Annotated in this window: 19 protein-coding genes and 2 tRNA genes; 11 read left to right on the top strand and 10 right to left on the bottom strand. The window is 44.9% G+C overall.

Annotated features, from left to right (window positions below; genetic code table 11):
* Positions 1–80: 80 nt before the first annotated feature.
* Positions 81–1565, top strand: a complete 1485-nt coding sequence (locus KNQ11_RS14935; protein WP_023467170.1) for an aldehyde dehydrogenase family protein — start codon at positions 81–83, stop codon at positions 1563–1565.
* A 55-nt stretch (positions 1566–1620) separates the two neighbouring features.
* The gene (locus KNQ11_RS14930) at positions 1621–2010 is read left to right on the top strand and encodes a tautomerase family protein (RefSeq protein WP_029340806.1); all 390 of its coding nucleotides are present in this window, start codon (positions 1621–1623) and stop codon (positions 2008–2010) included.
* 107 nt (positions 2011–2117) lie between these two features.
* Here KNQ11_RS14930 and yidD read toward each other — a convergent pair whose 3' ends face one another.
* A complete protein-coding gene (gene yidD / locus KNQ11_RS14925) occupies positions 2118–2402 on the bottom strand; it encodes a membrane protein insertion efficiency factor YidD (protein ID WP_058703741.1) in 285 nt (94 codons plus the stop codon).
* 104 nt (positions 2403–2506) lie between these two features.
* On the opposite strand from yidD, the gene KNQ11_RS14920 reads away from it, so the two are divergent.
* From KNQ11_RS14920 to KNQ11_RS14910, 3 genes are all read left to right on the top strand, one after another.
* Positions 2507–3472, top strand: a complete 966-nt coding sequence (locus tag KNQ11_RS14920) for a quinone oxidoreductase family protein (protein WP_214725328.1) — start codon at positions 2507–2509, stop codon at positions 3470–3472.
* A 151-nt stretch (positions 3473–3623) separates the two neighbouring features.
* On the top strand, positions 3624–5942 hold the full coding sequence (locus tag KNQ11_RS14915; protein ID WP_214772490.1) for a YhgE/Pip domain-containing protein: 2319 nt from the start codon (positions 3624–3626) through the stop codon (positions 5940–5942).
* The gene (locus KNQ11_RS14910) at positions 5929–6483 is read left to right on the top strand and encodes a TetR/AcrR family transcriptional regulator (RefSeq protein WP_029340803.1); all 555 of its coding nucleotides are present in this window, start codon (positions 5929–5931) and stop codon (positions 6481–6483) included. The genes KNQ11_RS14915 and KNQ11_RS14910 overlap by 14 nt, the downstream gene beginning before the upstream one ends.
* A 16-nt stretch (positions 6484–6499) precedes the next feature.
* Here the strand turns inward: KNQ11_RS14910 and KNQ11_RS14905 are convergent, their stop codons facing one another.
* Positions 6500–7135 carry a sterol desaturase family protein gene (locus KNQ11_RS14905; protein WP_064300847.1) on the bottom strand — a complete coding sequence of 212 codons (636 nt, stop codon included), beginning with the start codon at positions 7133–7135 and terminating at the stop codon, positions 6500–6502.
* Between the two features lie 127 nt (positions 7136–7262).
* Here KNQ11_RS14905 and KNQ11_RS14900 point away from each other — a divergent pair, with 127 nt between their 5' ends.
* Positions 7263–7541: a hypothetical protein gene (locus KNQ11_RS14900; protein ID WP_050678090.1), complete on the top strand. Its 279-nt coding sequence runs from the start codon at positions 7263–7265 to the stop codon at positions 7539–7541.
* Positions 7542–7576: 35 nt separating this feature from the next.
* Here the strand turns inward: KNQ11_RS14900 and KNQ11_RS14895 are convergent, their stop codons facing one another.
* Positions 7577–8311, bottom strand: coding sequence for a metallophosphoesterase family protein (locus KNQ11_RS14895; protein ID WP_214772488.1), 735 nt, complete (start codon positions 8309–8311; stop codon positions 7577–7579).
* Positions 8312–8671: 360 nt separating this feature from the next.
* On the opposite strand from KNQ11_RS14895, the gene KNQ11_RS14890 reads away from it, so the two are divergent.
* On the top strand, positions 8672–9694 hold the full coding sequence (locus KNQ11_RS14890) for a PTS sugar transporter subunit IIC (protein WP_214772486.1): 1023 nt from the start codon (positions 8672–8674) through the stop codon (positions 9692–9694).
* Positions 9695–9789: 95 nt separating this feature from the next.
* Here the strand turns inward: KNQ11_RS14890 and KNQ11_RS14885 are convergent.
* Positions 9790–9862, bottom strand: a tRNA-Val gene (locus tag KNQ11_RS14885).
* Positions 9863–10047: 185 nt separating this feature from the next.
* On the opposite strand from KNQ11_RS14885, the gene KNQ11_RS14880 reads away from it, so the two are divergent.
* Positions 10048–13188 (top strand): efflux RND transporter permease subunit, encoded by a 3141-nt coding sequence (locus KNQ11_RS14880; RefSeq protein ID WP_214772484.1) that lies wholly within the window; start codon positions 10048–10050, stop codon positions 13186–13188.
* Between the two features lie 60 nt (positions 13189–13248).
* Here the strand turns inward: KNQ11_RS14880 and KNQ11_RS14875 are convergent, their stop codons facing one another.
* Entirely contained in the window at positions 13249–13725 is a 477-nt protein-coding gene (locus KNQ11_RS14875; protein ID WP_023467153.1) for a hypothetical protein, read from the bottom strand.
* A gap of 65 nt (positions 13726–13790) precedes the next feature.
* The gene (locus KNQ11_RS14870; RefSeq protein ID WP_149426824.1) at positions 13791–14618 is read right to left on the bottom strand and encodes a M15 family metallopeptidase; all 828 of its coding nucleotides are present in this window, start codon (positions 14616–14618) and stop codon (positions 13791–13793) included.
* Positions 14619–14835: 217 nt separating this feature from the next.
* Between KNQ11_RS14870 and KNQ11_RS14865 the strand changes: the two genes are divergently transcribed.
* Both KNQ11_RS14865 and KNQ11_RS14860 read left to right on the top strand, forming a co-directional pair.
* Positions 14836–15381: a methyltransferase family protein gene (locus KNQ11_RS14865; protein WP_058703732.1), complete on the top strand. Its 546-nt coding sequence runs from the start codon at positions 14836–14838 to the stop codon at positions 15379–15381.
* Positions 15382–15397: 16 nt separating this feature from the next.
* On the top strand, positions 15398–16885 hold the full coding sequence (locus KNQ11_RS14860) for a phytoene desaturase family protein (RefSeq protein ID WP_069940308.1): 1488 nt from the start codon (positions 15398–15400) through the stop codon (positions 16883–16885).
* 58 nt (positions 16886–16943) lie between these two features.
* On the opposite strand, the gene KNQ11_RS14855 is transcribed toward KNQ11_RS14860, so the two are convergent.
* Genes KNQ11_RS14855 through KNQ11_RS14845 form a run of 3 tightly spaced genes read right to left on the bottom strand, consistent with a single transcriptional unit; the run spans position 16944 to position 19528 of the window.
* Positions 16944–17510: a histidine phosphatase family protein gene (locus KNQ11_RS14855; RefSeq protein WP_149426823.1), complete on the bottom strand. Its 567-nt coding sequence runs from the start codon at positions 17508–17510 to the stop codon at positions 16944–16946.
* Positions 17511–17526: 16 nt separating this feature from the next.
* Positions 17527–18177, bottom strand: coding sequence for a response regulator transcription factor (locus tag KNQ11_RS14850; RefSeq protein ID WP_023467148.1), 651 nt, complete (start codon positions 18175–18177; stop codon positions 17527–17529).
* Between the two features lies 1 nt (position 18178).
* Positions 18179–19528, bottom strand: a complete 1350-nt coding sequence (locus KNQ11_RS14845; protein ID WP_214772482.1) for a HAMP domain-containing sensor histidine kinase — start codon at positions 19526–19528, stop codon at positions 18179–18181.
* 147 nt (positions 19529–19675) lie between these two features.
* Between KNQ11_RS14845 and KNQ11_RS14840 the strand changes: the two genes are divergently transcribed.
* Positions 19676–20227 carry a YdhK family protein gene (locus KNQ11_RS14840; RefSeq protein ID WP_133208512.1) on the top strand — a complete coding sequence of 184 codons (552 nt, stop codon included), beginning with the start codon at positions 19676–19678 and terminating at the stop codon, positions 20225–20227.
* A gap of 46 nt (positions 20228–20273) precedes the next feature.
* Here KNQ11_RS14840 and KNQ11_RS14835 read toward each other — a convergent pair.
* Positions 20274–20346, bottom strand: a tRNA-Val gene (locus KNQ11_RS14835).
* Positions 20347–20420: the final 74 nt, after the last annotated feature.

Genomic DNA, 20420 nt, shown 5'->3' with positions numbered 1-20420 from the left:
GAAGTGCACGGATGTGTTTTACTTCTTTTCATAACGTGAATAACTTAATTGTTATGAAAACGAATGGGAGATGAAATGATATGGCTCAACAAAACGAAGCAACATTGCATACAGATTTCACGAAGATTTACATTGATGGTCAGTGGCGCACAGGCGCAAGTGACAGCAACATGACGAACACGAATCCTTTCACGGGTGAAGAGCTCTTTACAATCTCTGCAGCGAATCAACAAGATTTAGATGACGCTTATGAAGCGGCTCAAGTCGCTCAAAAAGACTGGGCGAAAGTTCCTGCCTTAAAACGTCAAGGTCTCATCGAAAACTTCTTGAAAGTCTTGTACGAAGAGAAAGAAACGATCATCGAATGGTTGATCAAAGAGTCCGGAAGTACACGCATCAAAGCGGAAGGTGAATTCCTTGCTTCTGTCTTGATCGTCAAGGAAGCTGCGACATTCCCACTTCGGATGCACGGTGAAATTCGTCCATCGGTCGTACCAGGCAAAGAAAACCGGATTTACCGTAAAGCACTTGGTGTCATCGGTGTCATCAGTCCATGGAACTTCCCGTTCCACTTAGCTGTACGGTCGATCGCTACTGCCATTGCCATCGGGAACGCAGTCGTTGTTAAACCGGCTACGGACACACCTGTTTCAGGTGGATTGATTTTTGCTAGTCTATTTGAAAAAGCTGGATTGCCAAAAGGTGTCTTGAATGTCATCGTCGGTCGCGGTTCAGAAATCGGTGATGCTATCGTCGAACATCCTGTACCACGCTTGATTTCATTCACAGGATCCACTGAAGTTGGTCGTCATATCGGTGAACTTGCTGGTAAACACCTGAAGAAAACAGCGCTTGAACTTGGCGGAAACAACGTCTTCGTCGTACTTGATGATGCTGATCTCGATCGTGCGGTCGAATCTGCTGTCTACAGCAAGTTCTATCACCAAGGTCAAATTTGTATGTCGACGAACCGAATTCTCGTCGCTTCTTCGATTCATGATGAATTCGTCGAGAAATACGTCGCTCGTGTAAAAGAGCTACAATACGGTGATCCATCACATGATCGGACACAAGTCGGACCACTCATCAACCAATCACAAGTTGAACGGATTCTTGAAGATCTCGAGAAAACAAAAGCTGCGGGTGCAACCGTTCGTGTCGGTGGCGAAGCAAAAGATAACGTCATCGCACCTACTGTCGTCACTGGTGTTACGAATGATATGCCACTCGCTAAAAATGAAATCTTCGGACCGGTCGCTGTCATCATCCCGTTCGATACGGATGAAGAGGCACTTGAAATCGCGAACTCGCTTCCGTACGGATTGAGCGGCGCTGTCCATGGTTCTTCTATTGAACGCGCGACTGCCTTTGCGCTTGAAGTCGAGACAGGTATGATTCATATCAACGATCAATCGGTCAACGATGAGCCACATATGCCATTTGGTGGTGAAAAAGATTCAGGGCTCGGTCGCTTTAACGGCGAGTGGGTACTTGAAGAATTCTCGACTGTCCAATGGTTATCTGTCATGCACGATCGTCGTCAATACAAACCATTCTTTGAGTAATATAAGAGTAGGGTTTTCCCCTACTCTACATAATTTTGTGAAGGAGTGATTTCACATGCCGTTATTACGATTCGACGTCATTGAAGGACGTTCAGAAGAAGAGTTAAAAACGTTACTCGATACCGCACACGATGCGATGGTCGAAGCATTTGATGTGCCGGAGCGCGATCGTTATCAAATCGTGCATACGCATAAAGCACATGAGATGGTCATTCAAGATACAGGACTCGGATTTGAACGGAGTAAAGATATCGTTCTTATTAGTGTGACGAGTAAAACGCGGACGGAAGAGAAAAAACAACGTCTCTACCAATTACTCGCCGAACGCTTACAAGCAAACTGCGGACTCGCACCGACTGATTTGATGGTGTCGATCGTCGAAAATGATGCAGCCGACTGGAGCTTCGGTCTTGGCGAAGCACAGTTTTTAACGGGTAAACTATGATCGTCTGTAAGTAGAACAAAAGGGAAGTATGTTATCGGTAATTTCCGGTAACATACTTCCCTTTATTTGTTCTTACTTCATTAAACAAGAGAGAACCTTCACATGACTTACTCCTTCGTTTCTTCCGTCTTCTCCCGTGGATTTTCCCGTTGCAGCGGTGCTTTCCAACTAAATTGATCGGGTTCTGGAACGAAGTCAAGGCCTCCTGGGTGGAACGGTTGGCACCGTAACAATCGACGCGTCGTCAAATAACTACCTTTTACCGCACCATGACGTTCAATCGCCTCCATCCCGTAATGGGAGCATGTTGGATAGAATCGACATGTAGCTGGTTTCATGGGAGAGATGACTTTTTGATAAAAACGAATTCCTCCCATTAAGACACGCTTCATACTGTCCCTTCTTTCGTCTTTTTTTCTAGTGTAACGCATCTGTCCATCATTTTCAGATGTTCTGCCTTATACTAAAAGCAGATTTAAAAGAAGGATGTGTTGAGATGAAGGCATTAACTTTCCACGAATTCGGAGGTTCTGATGTATTACGCTTCGAAGACGTACCAACGCCAACAATCACTGAACAGGAAGTTCTGATTGAAATGAAAGCGATCGGTCTGAATTTTGCAGACATCTATCGCCGAAAAGGAAACTATCATTTAGAAGGACAGCCTCCCTATATTTTAGGGTATGAAGGTGCAGGAGTCATCACCGCAATCGGTGCTGCTGTTTCAACGTTCCACGTAGGTCAACGAGTTGCTTTTGCGGACGTTCCGCTTGCGAACGCGGAGTACGTCGCAGCACCCGTCGATAAATTGATTCCGCTTCCTGATGGTATCTCATACGAAACAGCAGCTTCTGTCTTATTACAAGGGTTAACAGCGCATTATTTAACTCGAGATAGCTATCATGTCCAACCGGGAGATGTCGTCTTAGTGCATGCAGCCGCCGGTGGCGTTGGTCAGTTGTTGACACAGCTCATTCGTTTACTTGGCGCAACCCCGATTGGATTGACGTCTTCTCCTGAGAAAGCACAGATCGCTAAAACTGCTGGCTGTGAATCTGTCTATTTATATTCCGAGAACTGGGTCGAGCACGTGCTCGCGCAAACTTCTGGTAAAGGAGTTGATGTGGTCTACGAATCCATTGGTTCTACCTTAATGGATAGTTTCCATGTGACAAAAGTCCATGGAACGGTTGTCTTCTATGGTATGGCAGGCGGCGATCCCGTATCTGTCGATCCTCGCTTTTTGATGGATACGTCCAAAACATTGACGGGTGGTGACCTTTGGAACGTATTAACATCTTCTGAAGAACGAATCCGTAGATCTGGTGAATTATTTGATTGGATTCTATCCAATCATCTCACCCTGTCTTCTCCTACAACATTCAGATTATCTGATGGCAAAGCAGCACATGACTTTTTAGAAAGTCGACGCAGTACAGGAAAACTACTTTTGCTTCCTTAACTCGTTTTTCCAAGACGGCTCCCTGCGAGTCGTCTTTTTTATGTGAAATTAGAATTATCGATTGATTTTTTTTAATGAAGAGAGTAAAGTAAATCTCATCAAAACCTAAAACCCAAATAAGTTTTGAGTTTTAGAAAGGGGATTTGTATTTATGTTTCGCTCAGAATGGAAGAAATTGAAGAGTCCGATGATGATTGTTGTCATTCTCGCCCTCATCCTCGTACCGTTTCTCTACAACTCCATCTTCTTATCTGCATTCTGGGACCCATACGGTCAAACAGAAGATATCAAGGTCGCTATCGTCAACGAAGACAAGGCGACGAAGTTTAAAGGAGAGAAAGTCGACATCGGGGATCAATTCGTCGACAAACTCAAAAAAAATGATGATTTTGATTGGCAGTTCTTATCTAAGGACAAAGCCGAAAAAGAATTACGTGACGGCAAAATCTATATGACGGTCGTCATCCCGAAGAACTTCTCTAAAAATGCAACGACACTACTCGATGATCATCCGAAGAAGATTGAGTTGGAGTATTACTTGAATCCAGCCAAAAACTACTCGGGCACACAAATTTCGAGTACGGCTGCAAAACAATTAAACGAAAAGATCCGAAAATCCGTGACGAAACAATACAGTAGTGCGATTTTCGGTGCGTTAAAGAAAATTGCAAACGGTATGGAAAAGGCATCGGACGGTTCTTCTAAACTAGAAGATGGCAACCATAAAACAGCGGATGGTGCCAAAACACTAGCAACGAACCTTGGAAAACTTGCGGATGGCAGTCTGACACTGTCCGAAAAACTGGGGGAAGCCAATCAAGGTTCGAAAAAACTCAGTGACGGCGTCACGACACTCGACGAAAAGACTGCCCTCTTCGCCCAAAAAACGGGTGAGTTGTCTTCTGGGTTGAACACGCTAGACGAAAATGGTGGCAAATTACAAGCCGGTGCTGCACAACTAGAAGACGGAGCAACGAAACTCAGCGGTGGCTCGACACAAGTCCGTCAAGGGGCAGAACAACTGGCTGCAGGTACGGCTCAGCTTAATGAAAAAATTCCTCAATTGACGGATGGATTAAATCAATTGGATGAAAAAGCACAAGCTGCCAACGCCTTTTTAACGCAACTTAATCAAGATGCTGAAAAAGCGAAACAAGATTTACGAGCACGTCGTGAGGCCCTTGAAGCAAACGTTGCGCAACTAAAAGAAGTCATTTCTGCTTCTGAACAGTTATCGGATGAAGAAAAACAAACGTTACTCGGTTCTATCGGTTCATTAGAAGAAAACATCCAAAATCTCGCCGCCCAAGAAGGCGCGATTGATCAGAGTCTTGCTCAAGCAACGGACGCGACGAAGAAGATTGGTCAACTGGCTGCAGGTGGTCAACAAGTCGAATCAGCTGTATCACAACTGAACGCAGGTCAAGTGAAACTCGTCGACGGTGCGAAACAAGTCGAGTCTGGTGCACAACAATTAGCAAGTGGTCAACAAACATTCAATGAAAAACTCGGTCAATATACTGCGGGTGTGCATAAAGCTGCAACAGGTGGCGCACAACTGGCTGACGGGGCTAATCAGCTTTCAGATGGCACACATCAACTCCAAACAGGTGCTAGCGCGTTAAATAACGGGTTAGGACAATTGGCTTCTGGTTCAACTACGATTACGGACGGAATCGGCAAAACGACCGATGGGGCTTCGAAAATCGCGGATGCCAATACAAAACTTGAAGATGGTGCTAAAACATTGAAGGATGAGCTCAGCAAAGGGGCTAAAGACGCAACCGTCAAGCCGACGAAAGAGCGGGATAATATGCTGGCAGAACCCGTCGTCTTAAAAGAACATGACTATTCGACGGTCAACAACTACGGTTCTGGTTTATCAGCTTACATCCTTAGTATCGCCTTGTTCGCAGGTGCCTTGATGTTCTCGTCTGTCTATCAGATTCGTCCAGAACATGGCGAAAGTCTGACATGGCGCTTCCTTGTCGGTAAATTATCACTCATCTTACCGATTGGAGCCTTACAAGGTGTCGCAGCGGTCACAGCCATCGTCTATGTCCTCGATGCTGATGTCGCGAGTGTTCCTGCGCTCTATGGATTTGCTGCCTTAACAGGTATGACGTTCATTACGATTCTGTTCACGCTCGCGATGCTACTCGGTCGCGTCGGACAGTTCCTTGCCTTCCTACTACTTCTGCTTCAAATCGGTGGTAGTGGTGGTACGTTCCCAGTCGAGATGACGCCAAGCTTCTTCCAAGCCATTCATACGTTCTTACCAATGACGTATTCAGTCGGCGGATTCCGTGAAGCGCTTGGACTTGGTGTGACAGACGCCCTCATTTCAAACAGTCAAGTCCTTGCGACCATCTTAGTCGTCGCGTTGATCATCAGCTTCGTTGGAGGGCTCGGAGCCAAGCGAATTTTACTCTCAACGAAAGTGAGACGAAAACAACATGACACAGTCTGATAAAGAAACATTGATACTGGACTCAGCGATGGCTTGTTTTTCTGAACTTGGTTATAAAGGTACGACGATTGAGCGTGTCGCCCGACGCGCTCATGTCGGGAAACCGACCGTCTATCAATTGTTCGAAAGTAAACTCAACCTGTTCGAATCACTCGTAACACGTGTGCTGCAAGAGATGAAAGAAGAAGCAGAACGCGCTTACGTCGAACATGCGACGGTAGAAGAAAATAAGCAAGCAATGATCGACGCTATCGTCTATCATCAGCAACAACATTTGTTCATTCTTCAAATCATCGAAGAAACACGTAATCTTAAATTACAAGAAATGCAAGAACTACGGACACGTATCGAACGACATGTCGTCGAATATCTTAAAACGCTACTCGAGACTCGCCTTGGACAAGATGATCGTGACGTACCAGTCGATGTCACCGCCTTTCTGATTTTCCGGACGTACATTGCGTTAATTGCCGAATGGCCATTGATTGCTCGACCGTTAGAATTAGATACGATTCGTCGTGCCATGCTACGCATTTTATGAATCAAAAAACCGCCGGTCAGCTGATTGGCGGTTTTTCATATTCTCGATTTTTTTCTAAATTCCGTGCCGTTTGACTAGAAGTAACTGTTTTCTCATCTTTCAAAGTGCCAAACAACCAGTCCCCCATCGGATTTGATACACCAAACCAATAGTGTTCATTTTTGAAATGATGTAGTAGATGCGTCTTTTTCATCCATTTTCCAAAGCGTGTTCTCGGTTTCAGCGGAACGTGTGCCACGTAATGTTTCCATTCATACACAAGCAACATGACGATCAATCCACTCGCGGCTGCAGCTGTCGAAACGACAGATTGCGTCAGAAGATAGGTCAGAGCCGCAAAGAAACCAAGATTCGGCAAGGAATACCAGACCGGTAAAAACAACAGATGCAGTTCATTCGGATGCGCATGATGATCGTAATGAAGTCGCTTCAACAACTTTCGTCCAAGCATATTTTTAGGCGGTGGTAAATGGAACAAAAAACGATGCGTCAGGTATTCACTGAAACTAAAGACGATCAGTCCAAGACAAAAGAACAGTAAAATCGACCAATGAAAAGGCTGAGCAATGGTATAACTACTTATTCCAATCAGTAGTACGAGCATGATCAAAATATCCGGAAATAGAAAAAAACGGCGATAGATGTCTGACATAGATGCCCTCTCCTTTCTTTTTTCGTTACAGCGTCTAATCGTACGTTCATCGATTCGTCATGTTTTTTTACTTCAAGTCGTGTAATCATTCTCACTCTTTCCCTTATACTAAATAGGGAATGGAGTGATGATCGCTTTGAGTTTATCGACCGGAATCATCTTCGTGTTACTCGCCTATACACTCATGTCGCTCTACGACATGTGGCAGGTATATCGGACAACTAGCAAGCTTTGGATGTTTGTATTATTTCTTGCAACATTGATCAGTCTCATCGTTGCCTTTTTTGTGGCCCCTGTCCTTGCGCTATTCTTTTACTGGTCACGCCATCCATTGAAACGAAACATCGGTATCGTGTTACTGATTGTCGTGTGCCTCATCTCAATTACGACGAAGCTATCTGCTTAATCGACTTCCTTCATGAACTACTCATGAAGGTTTTTTCATGTCCTACTACCGAAGAAGAGACGGCGCATCAACTCACGTTCCGGCATCTCCGTCGTATTGAGGACGTCTAAAAATGGTCGATCATCATATAGAATCTTCAGGATTTCTGAACGGACTTGATCCTTCTCCCAATCGATAATTGCTACTGGAGCAATAGCTGTTTCCTGACATCCAAGTGCACCTGGATTAATAAAGAGCGTTTGCTCTGTCTCGACTTGTTGCGCTGGATGATGGTGACCGAATCCAATGATCCGCGCCTCACTTCCAGCAAACAGGACGGATAAGTTTTCTTTCGTTCCATCCACCGCTTGCTTTAACGGCTCTTCACCAATCTTCTTCGTCTGGTCGGCATAAGCATAGTGCGTCAGGTGCATCGTTTGTTCCTGATGCATGATATTTAAGACACGCGGTAATCGTTCCAAATACTTTTGATTTTCTTGCGTCAACGTATCCGCAATCCATTGGTGGTGCTCTTTAGCATGGCGGTAACTATCGGGATAGTTCTCCCCATGGATTAAAGCAAGGACACATTCATCATGATTCCCAGAAATCGTTTGAATATCAGGTCGTTGCTTCAATAGATCAATGACTTCATTATGCTCTGGTCCAATGCCGACAAGATCACCGAGACAATAGACGGCATCGATATCTGGTTGTTGATCAAGATAGGACAATACCGCACGTAATGCTGATGCATTGCCATGAATATCTGTAAAAAGCATCACTTTCATGTAAACGCCTCCATTGTTGTTAAATTAGGATTTCCCGATGATACCGTGAATTCCTGTCAGATTTCAGGAAAAAATAAATTGTCAGAAAATATTGATTATTATTCAAGAGCGTGTTAGGCTTAGAAAAATTCACAGAGAGGGGCACGATCGAATGATTCCGACGCAACAGCCATTTAACCAAGTTGGACGACTGATTATTCTATGCATGAGGGACTGAAAACTTTTCCGATGATGAAACGGAAATGATTTTTGGGCCCTTCTTTCGATGCATCGAATGAGGCGCCCGCACAGAATGAGTGGCGCCTATCCCAAAAACGGATAGGCTTTTTTCATGGCAAAAAATAGAGATAGATAGAGAGGATGACAACGTTGAAAGAATATGCGATGGATCGAATGGTAAAAGTATCAGCTGGAATGGCAAATGCCGTTCTTGTAACACTCGGTGTCGGACTCCTGATTGAGACGCTCGGAAATCTTCTACATATCCAAATGCTACTGACGATTGGTGGTGTCGCAAAAGTACTACTCGCACCTGCGCTTGGTGCCGGTATTGCCTTTCAGCTCGGAGGAAACACACTTGTCCTGTTCAGCGCGATGATCGCAGCGACGATCGGTGGTGCCGCTCTTCAATCGACTGCTTCTGGACTCGTTCTTGTACCCGGTCAGCCAATCAGTGCGTTACTCGCAGCTGCTGTCGCTGTATACGTCGGAAAACGCATGACTGGAAAAACGAAATTTGACATGATGGCCATCCCGATGAGTGCTGTCCTTGCTGGTGGCGTGACTGGAATCGGTGCTGCTGCTGTCACGACACCACTCCTTACAAAATTCAGTGCCATGATCACGGCTTCAGTCGAGTCTTCTCCTATTGCTACATCTCTTGTCATTGCACTCATCTTTAGTGTCTTATTGATGTCTCCTGCTTCGTCCGCTGCACTGGCTATCGCTTTGCAACTTGATCCTGTAGCAAGTGCCGCTGCGCTCATTGGCTGTTCCGCTCAATTCGTCGGCTTTACGTTGATGGCATATCGTCAGACGGATCCAGGTGGTTTGATTGCTTCATTCTTTGTAACACCTAAAGTACAATTCCCGAATATCGTTAAAAATCCACGTCTTGTCGTTGCACCGTTTCTCGCAGCGATGATTTCAGCTCCTGTCGCGACGCTTCTACTCTCTTTGAAAGTACCGTACGAACTCGCAGGACTTGGATTAAATTCGATGATTGCTCCACTCAATATCTTCGTCAACCAAGGTCCTCAGGCGTTCCTCGTCTTCTTCTTGACTGGTGTCGTTCTACCTGGCGTCTTGACGCTCGTCTTCTATCGATTGACGACCGTCGCAGGGTGGACGAAGCGCGGCGATCTTCATCTCGAAATTCAATAAAACAATTTACCTCCCTTCCAACTATTCCTGATTGATTTCGGGAATAGTTTTTTAACGCAAAAAAATCGCTCCTTCGAAAAGGAACGATTTCGGTATGATTCTGACTGGGCTCGAACCAGCGACCTCTACCCTGTCAAGGTAGCGCTCTCCCAGCTGAGCTACAGAATCATGCTGTGTTGTTACTGGGTATGTTTTTATTATAGCAGCATATCGAAAAGTGTAAAGCCTTTTTCATAAAAAAATTTATCTTTTTTCAAAAAGATCTTTTTAAATAAAAACAGTTTTAAAGTTGCGGGTTCTATGAGTGTCCTCTACTATGTAAATAAGCACATATAAAAGAAAGGAGCGTTCATATGAACTTTTTAACCCGATTTAGTTTGAAGAACTCGGTTGCTGTCTTCATCATTGCAATCCTATTGATTTTAGGAGGCGTGTATTCCTTCTCACAATTAAAAGTCGACCAGTTCCCGGAAATCGAGTTTCCTCAGATTTCAATCGAAGCGGTTTACCCTGGTGCATCACCTGACGATGTCGATAAACAAGTCGTCTCAAAGCTTGAAACTTCTCTAAAAGGAATTGAAGGGGCTACCAAGCTAACAAGTTCTTCTTATGAAAGTATCGGTATCTTAAACATCGAATTCCCGTTCAATACTGATATGGATAAGGTCGAACAACAAATCGATGCTGCCATCCAAGATGCGAATCTACCGGAGGAAGCAACGACGAAATTGAATCGTTTGTCATTTGGTTCATTCCCGATCTATAACATCTCTTTCTTTAGTAAGGATGGTAAAGACATCGAAAAAATCCTAAAGGAAGATATCGAACCTGAACTTAATAAGATTCCAGGAATCAACAGCGTTTCGGTTGGTGGCTATAAGGATGATCTCGTTCAAATCACCGTCGATAAGGAGAAAGCGACGGAAGCGGGTCTCTCGCTCTCGAGCATCAAGGAACAAATCAATGGAAAGTATGTCTCGTTCCCATCTGGTCAGCTATCAGAAAACGATTCGAAAATTCCGATTCGCGTTGAGGAAAAACTAGAAAATCTAGATAAACTCAAAAATCTACAATTGACACCTGCTGCAGGTGCGACTAGTTCATCAAGTAACGGTCAAACAGGTGGTTCATCTGCTGGCGGTCCACCACAAGGTGCAACGCAAGGTCCACCAAGTACAACAGGTGGAGCAGCTGCAGATCAGGCGTCTGAACCTGCAGAACCGATTCGCCTAGAGGATATCGCAAAAATCGAAGCCGTCTCACAACAAAGTGAAAAAACGCGTTACGATTTAAAAGATTCCTTATCGATGGCAATCACGAAAAAACAAGATGCCAATACAGTCGAAATCGCAGATGAAGTCACGAAGATTCTCAATAAATATGACGACCAAGTCGACTATACGATTGGGATTGATTCAGCGAAGGATATCGAGGAGTCCGTTGCGACACTCGTCAAAGAAGGATTACTTGGTGCCCTCTTCGCATCACTCGCTGTTCTGTTATTCTTGCGGAATATCCGCGCGACGATCATCGCCATCGTCTCGATTCCATTATCATTACTCATCGCCGCTATCTTCTTGAACTGGCAAGATATCTCCCTGAACATCATGACACTTGGTGGGATGGCTGTTGCAGTCGGTCGTGTTGTCGATGATAGTATCGTTGTCATCGAGAACATCTTCCGGCGCGTCCGAAAATCCGAATCCGGTATGACGGATGAGATCATCGAACAATCGACAAAAGAGATTCTAAAAGCAATCACGTCATCTACGCTGACGACCGTCGTCGTCTTCCTACCGATTGGATTTGTCGGTGGTATTACTGGTAAGTTCTTCTTACCGTTCGCTTTGACGATTATTTTCTCATTACTTGCTTCACTACTCGTTGCGATCACGATCGTACCGATTCTCGCGAAGTTTGCATTCAAGAAGGTACCAGCGGAAGAAAAAGAAGGCGCTCTCCAACGTTGGTATGGCAAGCTGATTGAAAAATCACTCTCGCACAAGGCGATCATCTTGGTCGTATCGTTCATCCTTCTCGGTGGTTCCCTTGCGATCGTACCGCGTCTCGGCTTTACGTTCATTCCGAACGAAGCATCGAAGACCTTGACGGCATCGCTTGAACTTCCGGCTGCCACATCACTTGAAAAAACAAGTGACGTCTCGTTTGAGATGGAAAAAATGTTTGATAAAGAAAAAGCCATTGCTGACGTGACGACTTCTGTCGGAGCGCGTGACTTCACGACAGGCTTACGTCTCGATAATAAAGCAAGTTACTTCTTGAATCTAAAAGACGGTGTAAACGTCGAGAAAACGATCAAGTCACTTGAAACACAGATGGAAGACATCGCTCAAGATGAAAACGTCGATGTCAAAATCAGTGTGGCTGAACTATCAACAGGTGGTCCTCCGTCGAATAACAACGTCGATGTCGACTTGTTCTCGAACGACCTCGAAGCCCTTCAAGAGGCGGCAAAACTCGTCGAGGATAACATGTCGAAAAATAATGATTTGAAATATATCACGAACAACTTCAGCGAAAAACAAAAGCAGTATCTCGTAGAAATCGATCCTGAGAAAGCAAGTGATCGCGGACTATCTGGTTTCCAGATTCTCGGTACCGTTAACGATCAAACGAAGCCAGTTACGGTCGGAACGCTCAATCTCGACAATAAGGATCAAGACGTACAATTATCTTATGAAGAAGGACTCGTCTCGAAAGAAGATCTCGAAGACGTCCAACTCTTCTCAGCAAACGGTCCTGTCGCATTGAAAGATGTCGCGAACGTCAATGAAGTCGAGACTTTCACATCGATTCAGAAACTCGACGGAAAAGTATATGCTCGCGTATCTGGACAAGTCAAAGGAGACGACGTTCAAAACGTATCGAATTCCGTAAAAGCTGACGTCGAAAAAATCGATTTACCAGACGGTGTCTCATTGACAAGTGGTGGCGGAAATGACGATACGGTTGAAATCTTCCAATCACTTGGAATTGCGATCGTCGTTGCAATCGGACTTGTTTACCTGACAATGTTGATTACGTTCGGAAAAGCTCGGATTCCATTCATCATCTTGTCTTCTCTGATCTTTGTTCCGATCGGTTCACTCGTCACGCTCTTCCTTGCGAATGAACCATTGTCTGTCAGTGTCATGATCGGCTTCCTGATGTTGATCGGAATCGTCACCACGAACGCAATCGTTCTCGTAGACCGCATCGGTCAAAACGTCGGACGTGGTATGCCGATTCGCGAATCATTGATTGAAGCTGGTAAAACGCGATTACGCCCAATCCTGATGACCGCATTTGCAACAATCATGGCATTGGTACCACTCGCATTAACCACTTCTTCAGGAACATTGATCTCAAAAGGTCTTGCCTTGACGGTCATCGGTGGATTAACGACCTCTACGTTGTTGACACTTATCATCGTTCCTGTCGTCTATGAATTGTTCTTCTTCAAAAAAGCAAAAAAAGAACGTACGACTAAGTAAATGCACATGAAAGAAGCCTATCGCTTGGATCGCGATAGGCTTCTTTTCATTCTATCAGGCTTACGACTCTAACTGTTCATCCGTTCGTTCCAACGTACCATCATGTTGCGCCACTAATCCGTCGAGGACGGATGGTTCAAACTCTTCACCGATCGCGATGATTCCTGTTTGCCCAGGCGGAATGACGCCGAGTGTTCGTTTGAATGTTTCTTGGATTTCTTGATTTTCCTTCATGTCTTTCGATCCACCAATCAGCATACCCGTCATCGAACCAAGCAAGATGCCAAACGGTCCACCTAAGATACCAACGGCCATTCCGATCAATGAACCTTTGACGGCACGATTCGATCCACTTAGGTCTACAGCATCTTCAAACGAAAAAGCACCATTCTCATTTCGCTTGATGACGGCAATCTGTTCGAAATCGACTTGACCTCGCGCATGATATTTCTTCAATTCACTGAACACTTGATAGGATGTCGCTTCTTCTTTGAACGTAAACGTCATGATGTGATGTTTCGCATCTTTTTTTGCCATTCGTTCCACCTCTTTCACCTGAGACGAATAACCGACTAAGCCAACATCCTCTATTTACCATGTTTTTAAGGAGTCGAAACCTTTACTGGTTTCCATGGTGCGAGGTGGAAATACTCCTCCATTGTTAATCCACTGACTTTTAGACGAGCGGCAAGCGTTGCTCCGACATACCGATAGTGCCAGCTCTCATACGTATACCCCGTCCAAGATTCTTTACCAGATGGATAGCGGAGATGGAAACCGTAGCGGTGAGCATTCGCAAACAACCATTTTGCCTCTTTTGTTTTGGAAAAGCTAAACGTGGCGTATTTTGTTGAATCAGCGCCTCCGATATCAAACGCAAGACCTGTTTGGTGTTCACTTTTCCCAGGTTCTGCACTATACGTACTCGCCTTCTCATAACCATCCCGCGCAACATATTTATCAAACAACGTTTTTTGATAGGCATAGGAGCGATATGTACTAAACGCAACGAGCGTAATTCCCTCTTTTTTAGCCGCTACACGCATTTTCTCAAACGCTGCTCTTGCTTGTTGATTCTCACCAGGAGCGTACGTCGCGCGGAGCGCTAAGTTCTTATTCGCGATGAGGGTCTTACCGATCCGTTTCCCACCGATTTGTTCATCCGTCAGTAGATACTTCGTACTCGCATAACCAATCTTCGTACCATATTGTACTTTTGACCACGTACCGACTTTTGAAAGTTCCGTCACATAGATCCCCGTCGGAATAACCGCAAGACTCGGTTGATCAATCGATGCTCCTTTACGCAAATGAAGAGATGTCTTTGCTTGCCGATAAGTAGAAGTCGATGCTTCGACTGTTGGTATATACACTGATGTACAGGCCGCTGTTAATGTCAACGTCGTGATGAGTGTCGTGATGTATTTCATGAATCGTATATCTCCTTTAATGCATGTTCTAATCTGCATCCATATTTTAGATTAGAATACCATTCTTTTTTTCAAACAGGGTTCTTTCGGAATGCTTGTCATGAAAATGAAGTATTTCTGAAGTTTTCTAAATGTAGCTTAAGGACGAATTACAATGGGTAAATAACGATGTATGCGTTTTCGAAACATGATTCTGATGTAGAAAGGAGTAGCGTACGTGTCACTTTGGGAATGGATTTTCAGTATTGGTAGCATCTGCTGGATTGGTGAGATGATTCGTTTCCGGAATCGCTCCGAGTCTAAGTCAGGCGCAGCAGAACAAGTGAGTTTTTATTTGATTTTCCTTGTCCTAAGCGGAACGATCGTCTGCGCTTTCCTCTTTGCGAATGAAACCGTTTCTTCTGTCATGCGCATCTCTTCATGCATTTTGTTATGGTGTGGTGTTTCCTTGCGCTTATGGGGAATTCTCCACTTAAAGCAACAGTTCACTCGTCATGTCGTCGTGGCGTCTGGTGATCAGCTCGTCAGTAGCGGTCCTTATCGCTTTTTACGTCACCCGTTATACAGTGGATTGTTGTTGATTACGATGAGCTTCCCCCTGTTCACCGGTCAGTCCGGACTCTTCATTCTCTCTGGACTTCTGATGTTCATTTTCTTGCTCTACCGGATTCGAATCGAGGAAGCGATGTTAACGAAAGGTTTTGGACCTGCCTATACGGTATGGGCTGCGAAACGAAAACGATTGATTCCATTCATCTACTAAAGGAGAAGTGATTCATTTGAAGAAACGCGCAATTGTCATTGGAGCAGGTCTTGCTGGTATGTCTGCTGCCATTCGTTTGGCTGGAGATGGTTATGCAGTCACGATGCTTGAAAAGAATGCAAACGTCGGAGGGAAACTGAATCAACGGAGTGGAAAGGGATTTACTTTCGATACCGGTCCTTCCATCTTAACGATGCCTTGGGTACTCGAACAACTCTTCTCAAGCGTTCATCGTAACTTGGATGATTACTTAGAAATCGAGCGCATTGAACCGCAATGGCGTACATTCTTTGAGGATGGAACAAAAATCGATGTCAAAGGTGACTTACCTGGAATGCTTGAAGAAGTCGAACAAGTCTCGTCACGGGCTGATTTCGTTGAATTGTTCCGGTACTCCAAACAAATGTACGACTTGTGCCTCGACAGTTTTTATAAATACAGTCTCGAAGATTTAAAGGACTTAAAAAAATACCATACGATGTCTGATTTATTAAAGATGGACCCGATGAATACGGTCGCGACCGGAACAAAGAAACATCTCAATGATCCGTATCTCGAACAGCTGTTCAACTATATGGTCATGTATGTTGGTTCCAACCCGTATCAGGCACCTGCTGTCTTCAATCAGATGATTTACGTTCAAATGGGACTCGGCATCTATTATGTCAAAGGTGGTATGTACCAAATCGCGCGTGCCATGAAACGGTTGCTTGATGAGCTCCGTGTCACGGTTCATCTCAACTCACCCGTTGAACAAATCGTCCTTGAAAATAAAAAAGCGGTTGGCGTCTTATCAAACGGAACGTTTCATGCAGCCGACATCGTCGTTTCAAACCTTGAGGTCATCCCGACTTACGAACGGATCGTACCGGAGAAAAAAGCTCGAAAACAGGCAAAAAAATTACAAGCGTCGTTTGCCCCTTCCGTTTCAGGTCTTGTCCTGCTGCTCGGTGTAAATCGTGAGTATCGCGGGCTAGCGCATCATAATTTCTTTTTCTCGGAAAATCCAGAGCGTGAATTCGCCCAAATGTTCAAAGAAGGTACCCCTCCTGAGGATCCGACGATTTACGTCGGAGTCTCGTCAAAATCCGACGCCTCCCAAGCTCCTGAAGGGAAGGATAACTTATTCGTCTTGACACACGTTCCACCGCTAACACTTCAAAAAGGTGAGGTCGACTGGGATGCGTACCGTGAAGTCGTTCTCGATAAACTGGAGCGGATGGGACTTCATGGACTTCGAGAATCGATCGAGTTTGAATATCGCTTTACCCCAGAAGATTTGAAGGAATTATACGGTCCAAACGGTGGATCGATTTATGGTGTCGCAGCCGACCGGAAGAAAAATGGTGGATTCAAGATTCCATCGAAGAGTGACTTGTACGAAGGACTTTATTTCGTCGGTGGTTCGACACACCCAGGCGGCGGTGTACCGATGGTCACATTGTCCGGTCAACTGACGGCTGACTTGATCCGAAAACATGAAGGTGCTGTTCCTACACCTTAAGATTTCTCCAATTACAAAAGAGACGGAAACTGATTCACGCATCAGTTCCGTCTCTTTTTTACTTTGTATTCGTCAAAAGTGGTACGACGTGAATGTCCGCCTTTTCTCCTGATTTCACATCCATTCGACATACGGCTGGCATCGGTAAGGACTTCCAAAATGCGTAATCGAATGTCGGATCAAATGTTTCTAAAAGTAGCACCATGATATTTCCGTGTGTTCCAAGAACGACTGTTTCGTCAGGATGCTTCTCCACTAATTCGTCGATGAATGGTCGAATGCGTTGCGACGCTTCTTTGTTCGTTTCGCCTCCATACGGATTTTCATTCGGATGTTGCCATACATATGTGACCGCTCCTTGAAAATCGTCAAGCTCTCCCGGTGCCAACAATCGCTCTCGTAGTTCCTCTACCTCAATGATTGGTTGTTGACGTGCCTCCGCGAGCGGTGCAATCGTCTCGATTGCCCGTTGATACGGGCTACTGTAGAATCTGTCGATTGGAATCCCTTTAAACGTTTCAAGTAAACGTATCGCATCTGCCTGTCCTGCATCGGAAAGTGACCGCTTCCGTTCATCTGGTGAATATGTCGAGTGTGCGTGCCGTACGAAATAGAGTGTCGTCATGTTTTGATTTTCCCCTTTATTGGTGTGTCCAGCGGTATCCGATTCCGCGAACTGTTTCGAGATGCTGTTCAATCGGAAAACCGCAAACACGTAGTTTTTCTCTTAAATGTCTGATATGCGAGTCGATCGTCCGCTCGTCTACAGACGCTTCCGCTCCCCATAACATCGTCGTTAGTTGATCGCGCGTCCAAACACGTCGTGGAGAATCTAAAAATACACCTAACAACTCAAATTCCGTTTTCGTTAACGAAATCTTTTGTTGGAGGTAACTACAACGATAGCTTTCCCGGTCATAGGATAGACCATCATACTGTTGCTGTAATAAAACTTCCATTCGCCCGATCAGTTCCCCTTCTTGAATCGGTTTTGATATGTAATCATTCGCTCCTACTTCTCGTGTCCGAATGATGTCTTCCCGTTGATTCCGAGCCGTAACCATCAAGATCGGGATGTTAGAGTGTTCTCGAATGAGACGACAACATGTCCAGCCATCCATATCCGGCATCATGACATCTAGTAAAATCAGGTCGAATACGTGCTGACGGCAGAGATCAAGAGCTTGTTGCGCAGAATCCACAAGCTGACACGTGTACCCATACGGCTGAATATACAGTTTGAGCAGTTCAAGCATTCTTGGTTCATCATCTACGATCAATACATGCGGCATTTTATTTCTCCTTCCACTGCAGTGTCACTTGTGTTCCATGTCCAAGTTGACTCTTGATGTTCAATTCTGCACCATGTGTCTGAGCAATTGCTTCAACGATGGAGAGTCCGATTCCAGTTCCTCCATGTTTTCGAGAACGAGATGCTTCCGTTCGGTAGAGCCGTTTCGTTACATGAGGTAAAGATTCTACAGCGATCCCTTCTCCTGTATCTTCGATTTGAATGAAAGCCCCTACTGCGTTGACACCATAACGAACGATAATTTTTCCCGACGTCGTATGTCGCCGTGCATTTTCAATGATATTCACGATCATCTGACGGAGCTGCTGAGCGTCACCCATCACTTCTAATCGCTCACCTTCTATCTCGAACGAAACATTTTCTTGTTCGATGTCTGGACGCATCAATCGTATCACTTGATGAATCAAGTCTTCGACATCGACAGGTTTTCGCTCCATCATAAAAGCATTGGCGTCAATTCGTGCTAGCCAAAACAATTGCTCAATCCATTCATTCATTTGCTGACTTTCTTCTCGAATGATCGTAATGTAGCGTTGTTGTTCATCCGGCGTCAACGTTTGGCGTTCGAGAATATCCGCGTATCCCTTTATATATGTCAAGGGTGTTCGTAGTTCATGAGATACGGTTGCTAAAAATTCGGATCGTTCCCGATTCAAAAAATCGAGATCTTGTTTTAATTGCTGAATCGAACACGCCAATTGTCCCAGTTCATCTTTTCGATCAATCGGCAACTCTCCACCTTCCCCATCCAATAGACGCGCTGTCGCTTTTTCCATCTGAATCAACGGACGAGAAATGAGTCGGGTCGTCCAAATGCTTGCCGCACCTGCTAATAAAAGCGCTAGCAGACCCACTTGGAGAAACTGCTGTTTCAACGGATCAAGTACGTGATCTACGATTGCTTTAGAAGCGAACATGAAGACATGACCACGATGTTCCCCGTCAATGTTGATGGGACTGTCCGTCATTAAAAAGTCACGCATCGTCACGATTTTTCCTTGTTGACGGTAATCAAAATCCGTATGCTCTAACATGCTCTTCATCTCATTCGACAAAGGTCGTGACGCTTCGAGTTGTTTTCCATCTGCATCAGTGATCACCACAGTAAACGATGAATCTGCTTCCATCATGCTGACATGGCGCATCGTCGTTTGGTCATAGGAATCGACAAGGACATCACGGTGTGTATTTCCTCGGTTCAGTAAACCGTCTACTACTTCCTGCGTTCGTGTTTGAGACAACTGATAATACAATGTCCCAAACAACACACTGCCACAAATTAAAAATGCCGCAAGCACGATTCCTCCGACTGAGTATGAAATACGACGCATGACGATTCCTCCTTTTTCTCTCCACTTTTAGTATAGCTAAAAAAAACGCGATCGACGCAGGCAAACGAAACTGTCACCTCATCTGCACACGATTTGCATATACGCTGGGTATAGTAAAGAAGACTAGTGACTTCAGGAGGGTTTTATATGAAAAAATCATTGACATTAACCGCACTTGCTCTTAGTTCTACGCTTTGGCTCGGTGCATGTGGATCCGCCAATAACGATGGAAGTAATAGTGACTCACACGATATGTCTCATGGAGATATGATGCATTCGAGCGACGGAAAGCTACCATCCGGTTTAAAGGAAGCCAGTGATCCGACTTATCCGAAAGGAAGCAACGTCACGTTGACGACGGATCATATGGACGGTATGGACGGAGCTAAAGCAACGATTGCGGGAGCTTACGATACCGTCGTCTATGCGATCAGTTACAAACCGACTACTGGTGGAAAGATGGTGAAGAATCATAAATGGGTCATTCAGGAAGAACTCGATCCCGTTCCAACTAAACCACTGCAAGTTGGTGATGAAACGACTGTCAAAGCGGATCATATGAAAGGTATGGATGGAGCAAAAGCGACGATTGATGAAGTAAAGGAAACGACGGTCTACATGGTGAACTATGAACCGACGGACGGTGGAGAGATGGTGAAAAACCATAAATGGGTCACAGAGGATGAGATAAAGAAATAATAAAAAAAGCCCGCTTTTCCTATAAAGGAAAAGCGGGCTTTCGGTATGATTCTGACTGGGCTCGAACCAGCGACCTCTACCCTGTCAAGGTAGCGCTCTCCCAGCTGAGCTACAGAATCATGTTTGCAGTACGTTATGTACTTGCTAGGACATGTATTAATATATCAAGAAACTAAAAGGCTGACAAGTCTTT

This window comes from Exiguobacterium sp. s39, assembly GCF_018618925.1.
In the GTDB taxonomy this organism is placed as follows: domain Bacteria; phylum Bacillota; class Bacilli; order Exiguobacteriales; family Exiguobacteriaceae; genus Exiguobacterium_A; species Exiguobacterium_A abrahamii.
Note: the sequence above shows the minus strand (reverse complement) of the source record. Positions and strands in the feature narration are given on the sequence as shown.

Excerpts from the sequence above, each read along its gene's own strand:
- KNQ11_RS14890 (WP_214772486.1), top strand. The coding sequence starts at position 8,672 with ATGACAACGTTGAAAGAATATGCGATGGATCGAATGGTAAAAGTATCA.
- KNQ11_RS14855 (WP_149426823.1), bottom strand. The coding sequence starts at position 17,510 with ATGACGACACTCTATTTCGTACGGCACGCACACTCGACATATTCACCA.
- yidD (WP_058703741.1), bottom strand. The coding sequence starts at position 2,402 with ATGAAGCGTGTCTTAATGGGAGGAATTCGTTTTTATCAAAAAGTCATC.
- KNQ11_RS14845 (WP_214772482.1), bottom strand. The coding sequence starts at position 19,528 with ATGCGTCGTATTTCATACTCAGTCGGAGGAATCGTGCTTGCGGCATTT.
- KNQ11_RS14840 (WP_133208512.1), top strand. The coding sequence starts at position 19,676 with ATGAAAAAATCATTGACATTAACCGCACTTGCTCTTAGTTCTACGCTT.
- KNQ11_RS14930 (WP_029340806.1), top strand. The coding sequence starts at position 1,621 with ATGCCGTTATTACGATTCGACGTCATTGAAGGACGTTCAGAAGAAGAG.
- KNQ11_RS14910 (WP_029340803.1), top strand. The coding sequence starts at position 5,929 with ATGACACAGTCTGATAAAGAAACATTGATACTGGACTCAGCGATGGCT.
- KNQ11_RS14935 (WP_023467170.1), top strand. The coding sequence starts at position 81 with ATGGCTCAACAAAACGAAGCAACATTGCATACAGATTTCACGAAGATT.
- KNQ11_RS14870 (WP_149426824.1), bottom strand. The coding sequence starts at position 14,618 with ATGAAATACATCACGACACTCATCACGACGTTGACATTAACAGCGGCC.
- KNQ11_RS14880 (WP_214772484.1), top strand. The coding sequence starts at position 10,048 with ATGAACTTTTTAACCCGATTTAGTTTGAAGAACTCGGTTGCTGTCTTC.
- KNQ11_RS14850 (WP_023467148.1), bottom strand. The coding sequence starts at position 18,177 with ATGCCGCATGTATTGATCGTAGATGATGAACCAAGAATGCTTGAACTG.
- KNQ11_RS14895 (WP_214772488.1), bottom strand. The coding sequence starts at position 8,311 with ATGAAAGTGATGCTTTTTACAGATATTCATGGCAATGCATCAGCATTA.
- KNQ11_RS14920 (WP_214725328.1), top strand. The coding sequence starts at position 2,507 with ATGAAGGCATTAACTTTCCACGAATTCGGAGGTTCTGATGTATTACGC.
- KNQ11_RS14875 (WP_023467153.1), bottom strand. The coding sequence starts at position 13,725 with ATGGCAAAAAAAGATGCGAAACATCACATCATGACGTTTACGTTCAAA.
- KNQ11_RS14905 (WP_064300847.1), bottom strand. The coding sequence starts at position 7,135 with ATGTCAGACATCTATCGCCGTTTTTTTCTATTTCCGGATATTTTGATC.
- KNQ11_RS14900 (WP_050678090.1), top strand. The coding sequence starts at position 7,263 with ATGATCGCTTTGAGTTTATCGACCGGAATCATCTTCGTGTTACTCGCC.
- KNQ11_RS14915 (WP_214772490.1), top strand. The coding sequence starts at position 3,624 with ATGTTTCGCTCAGAATGGAAGAAATTGAAGAGTCCGATGATGATTGTT.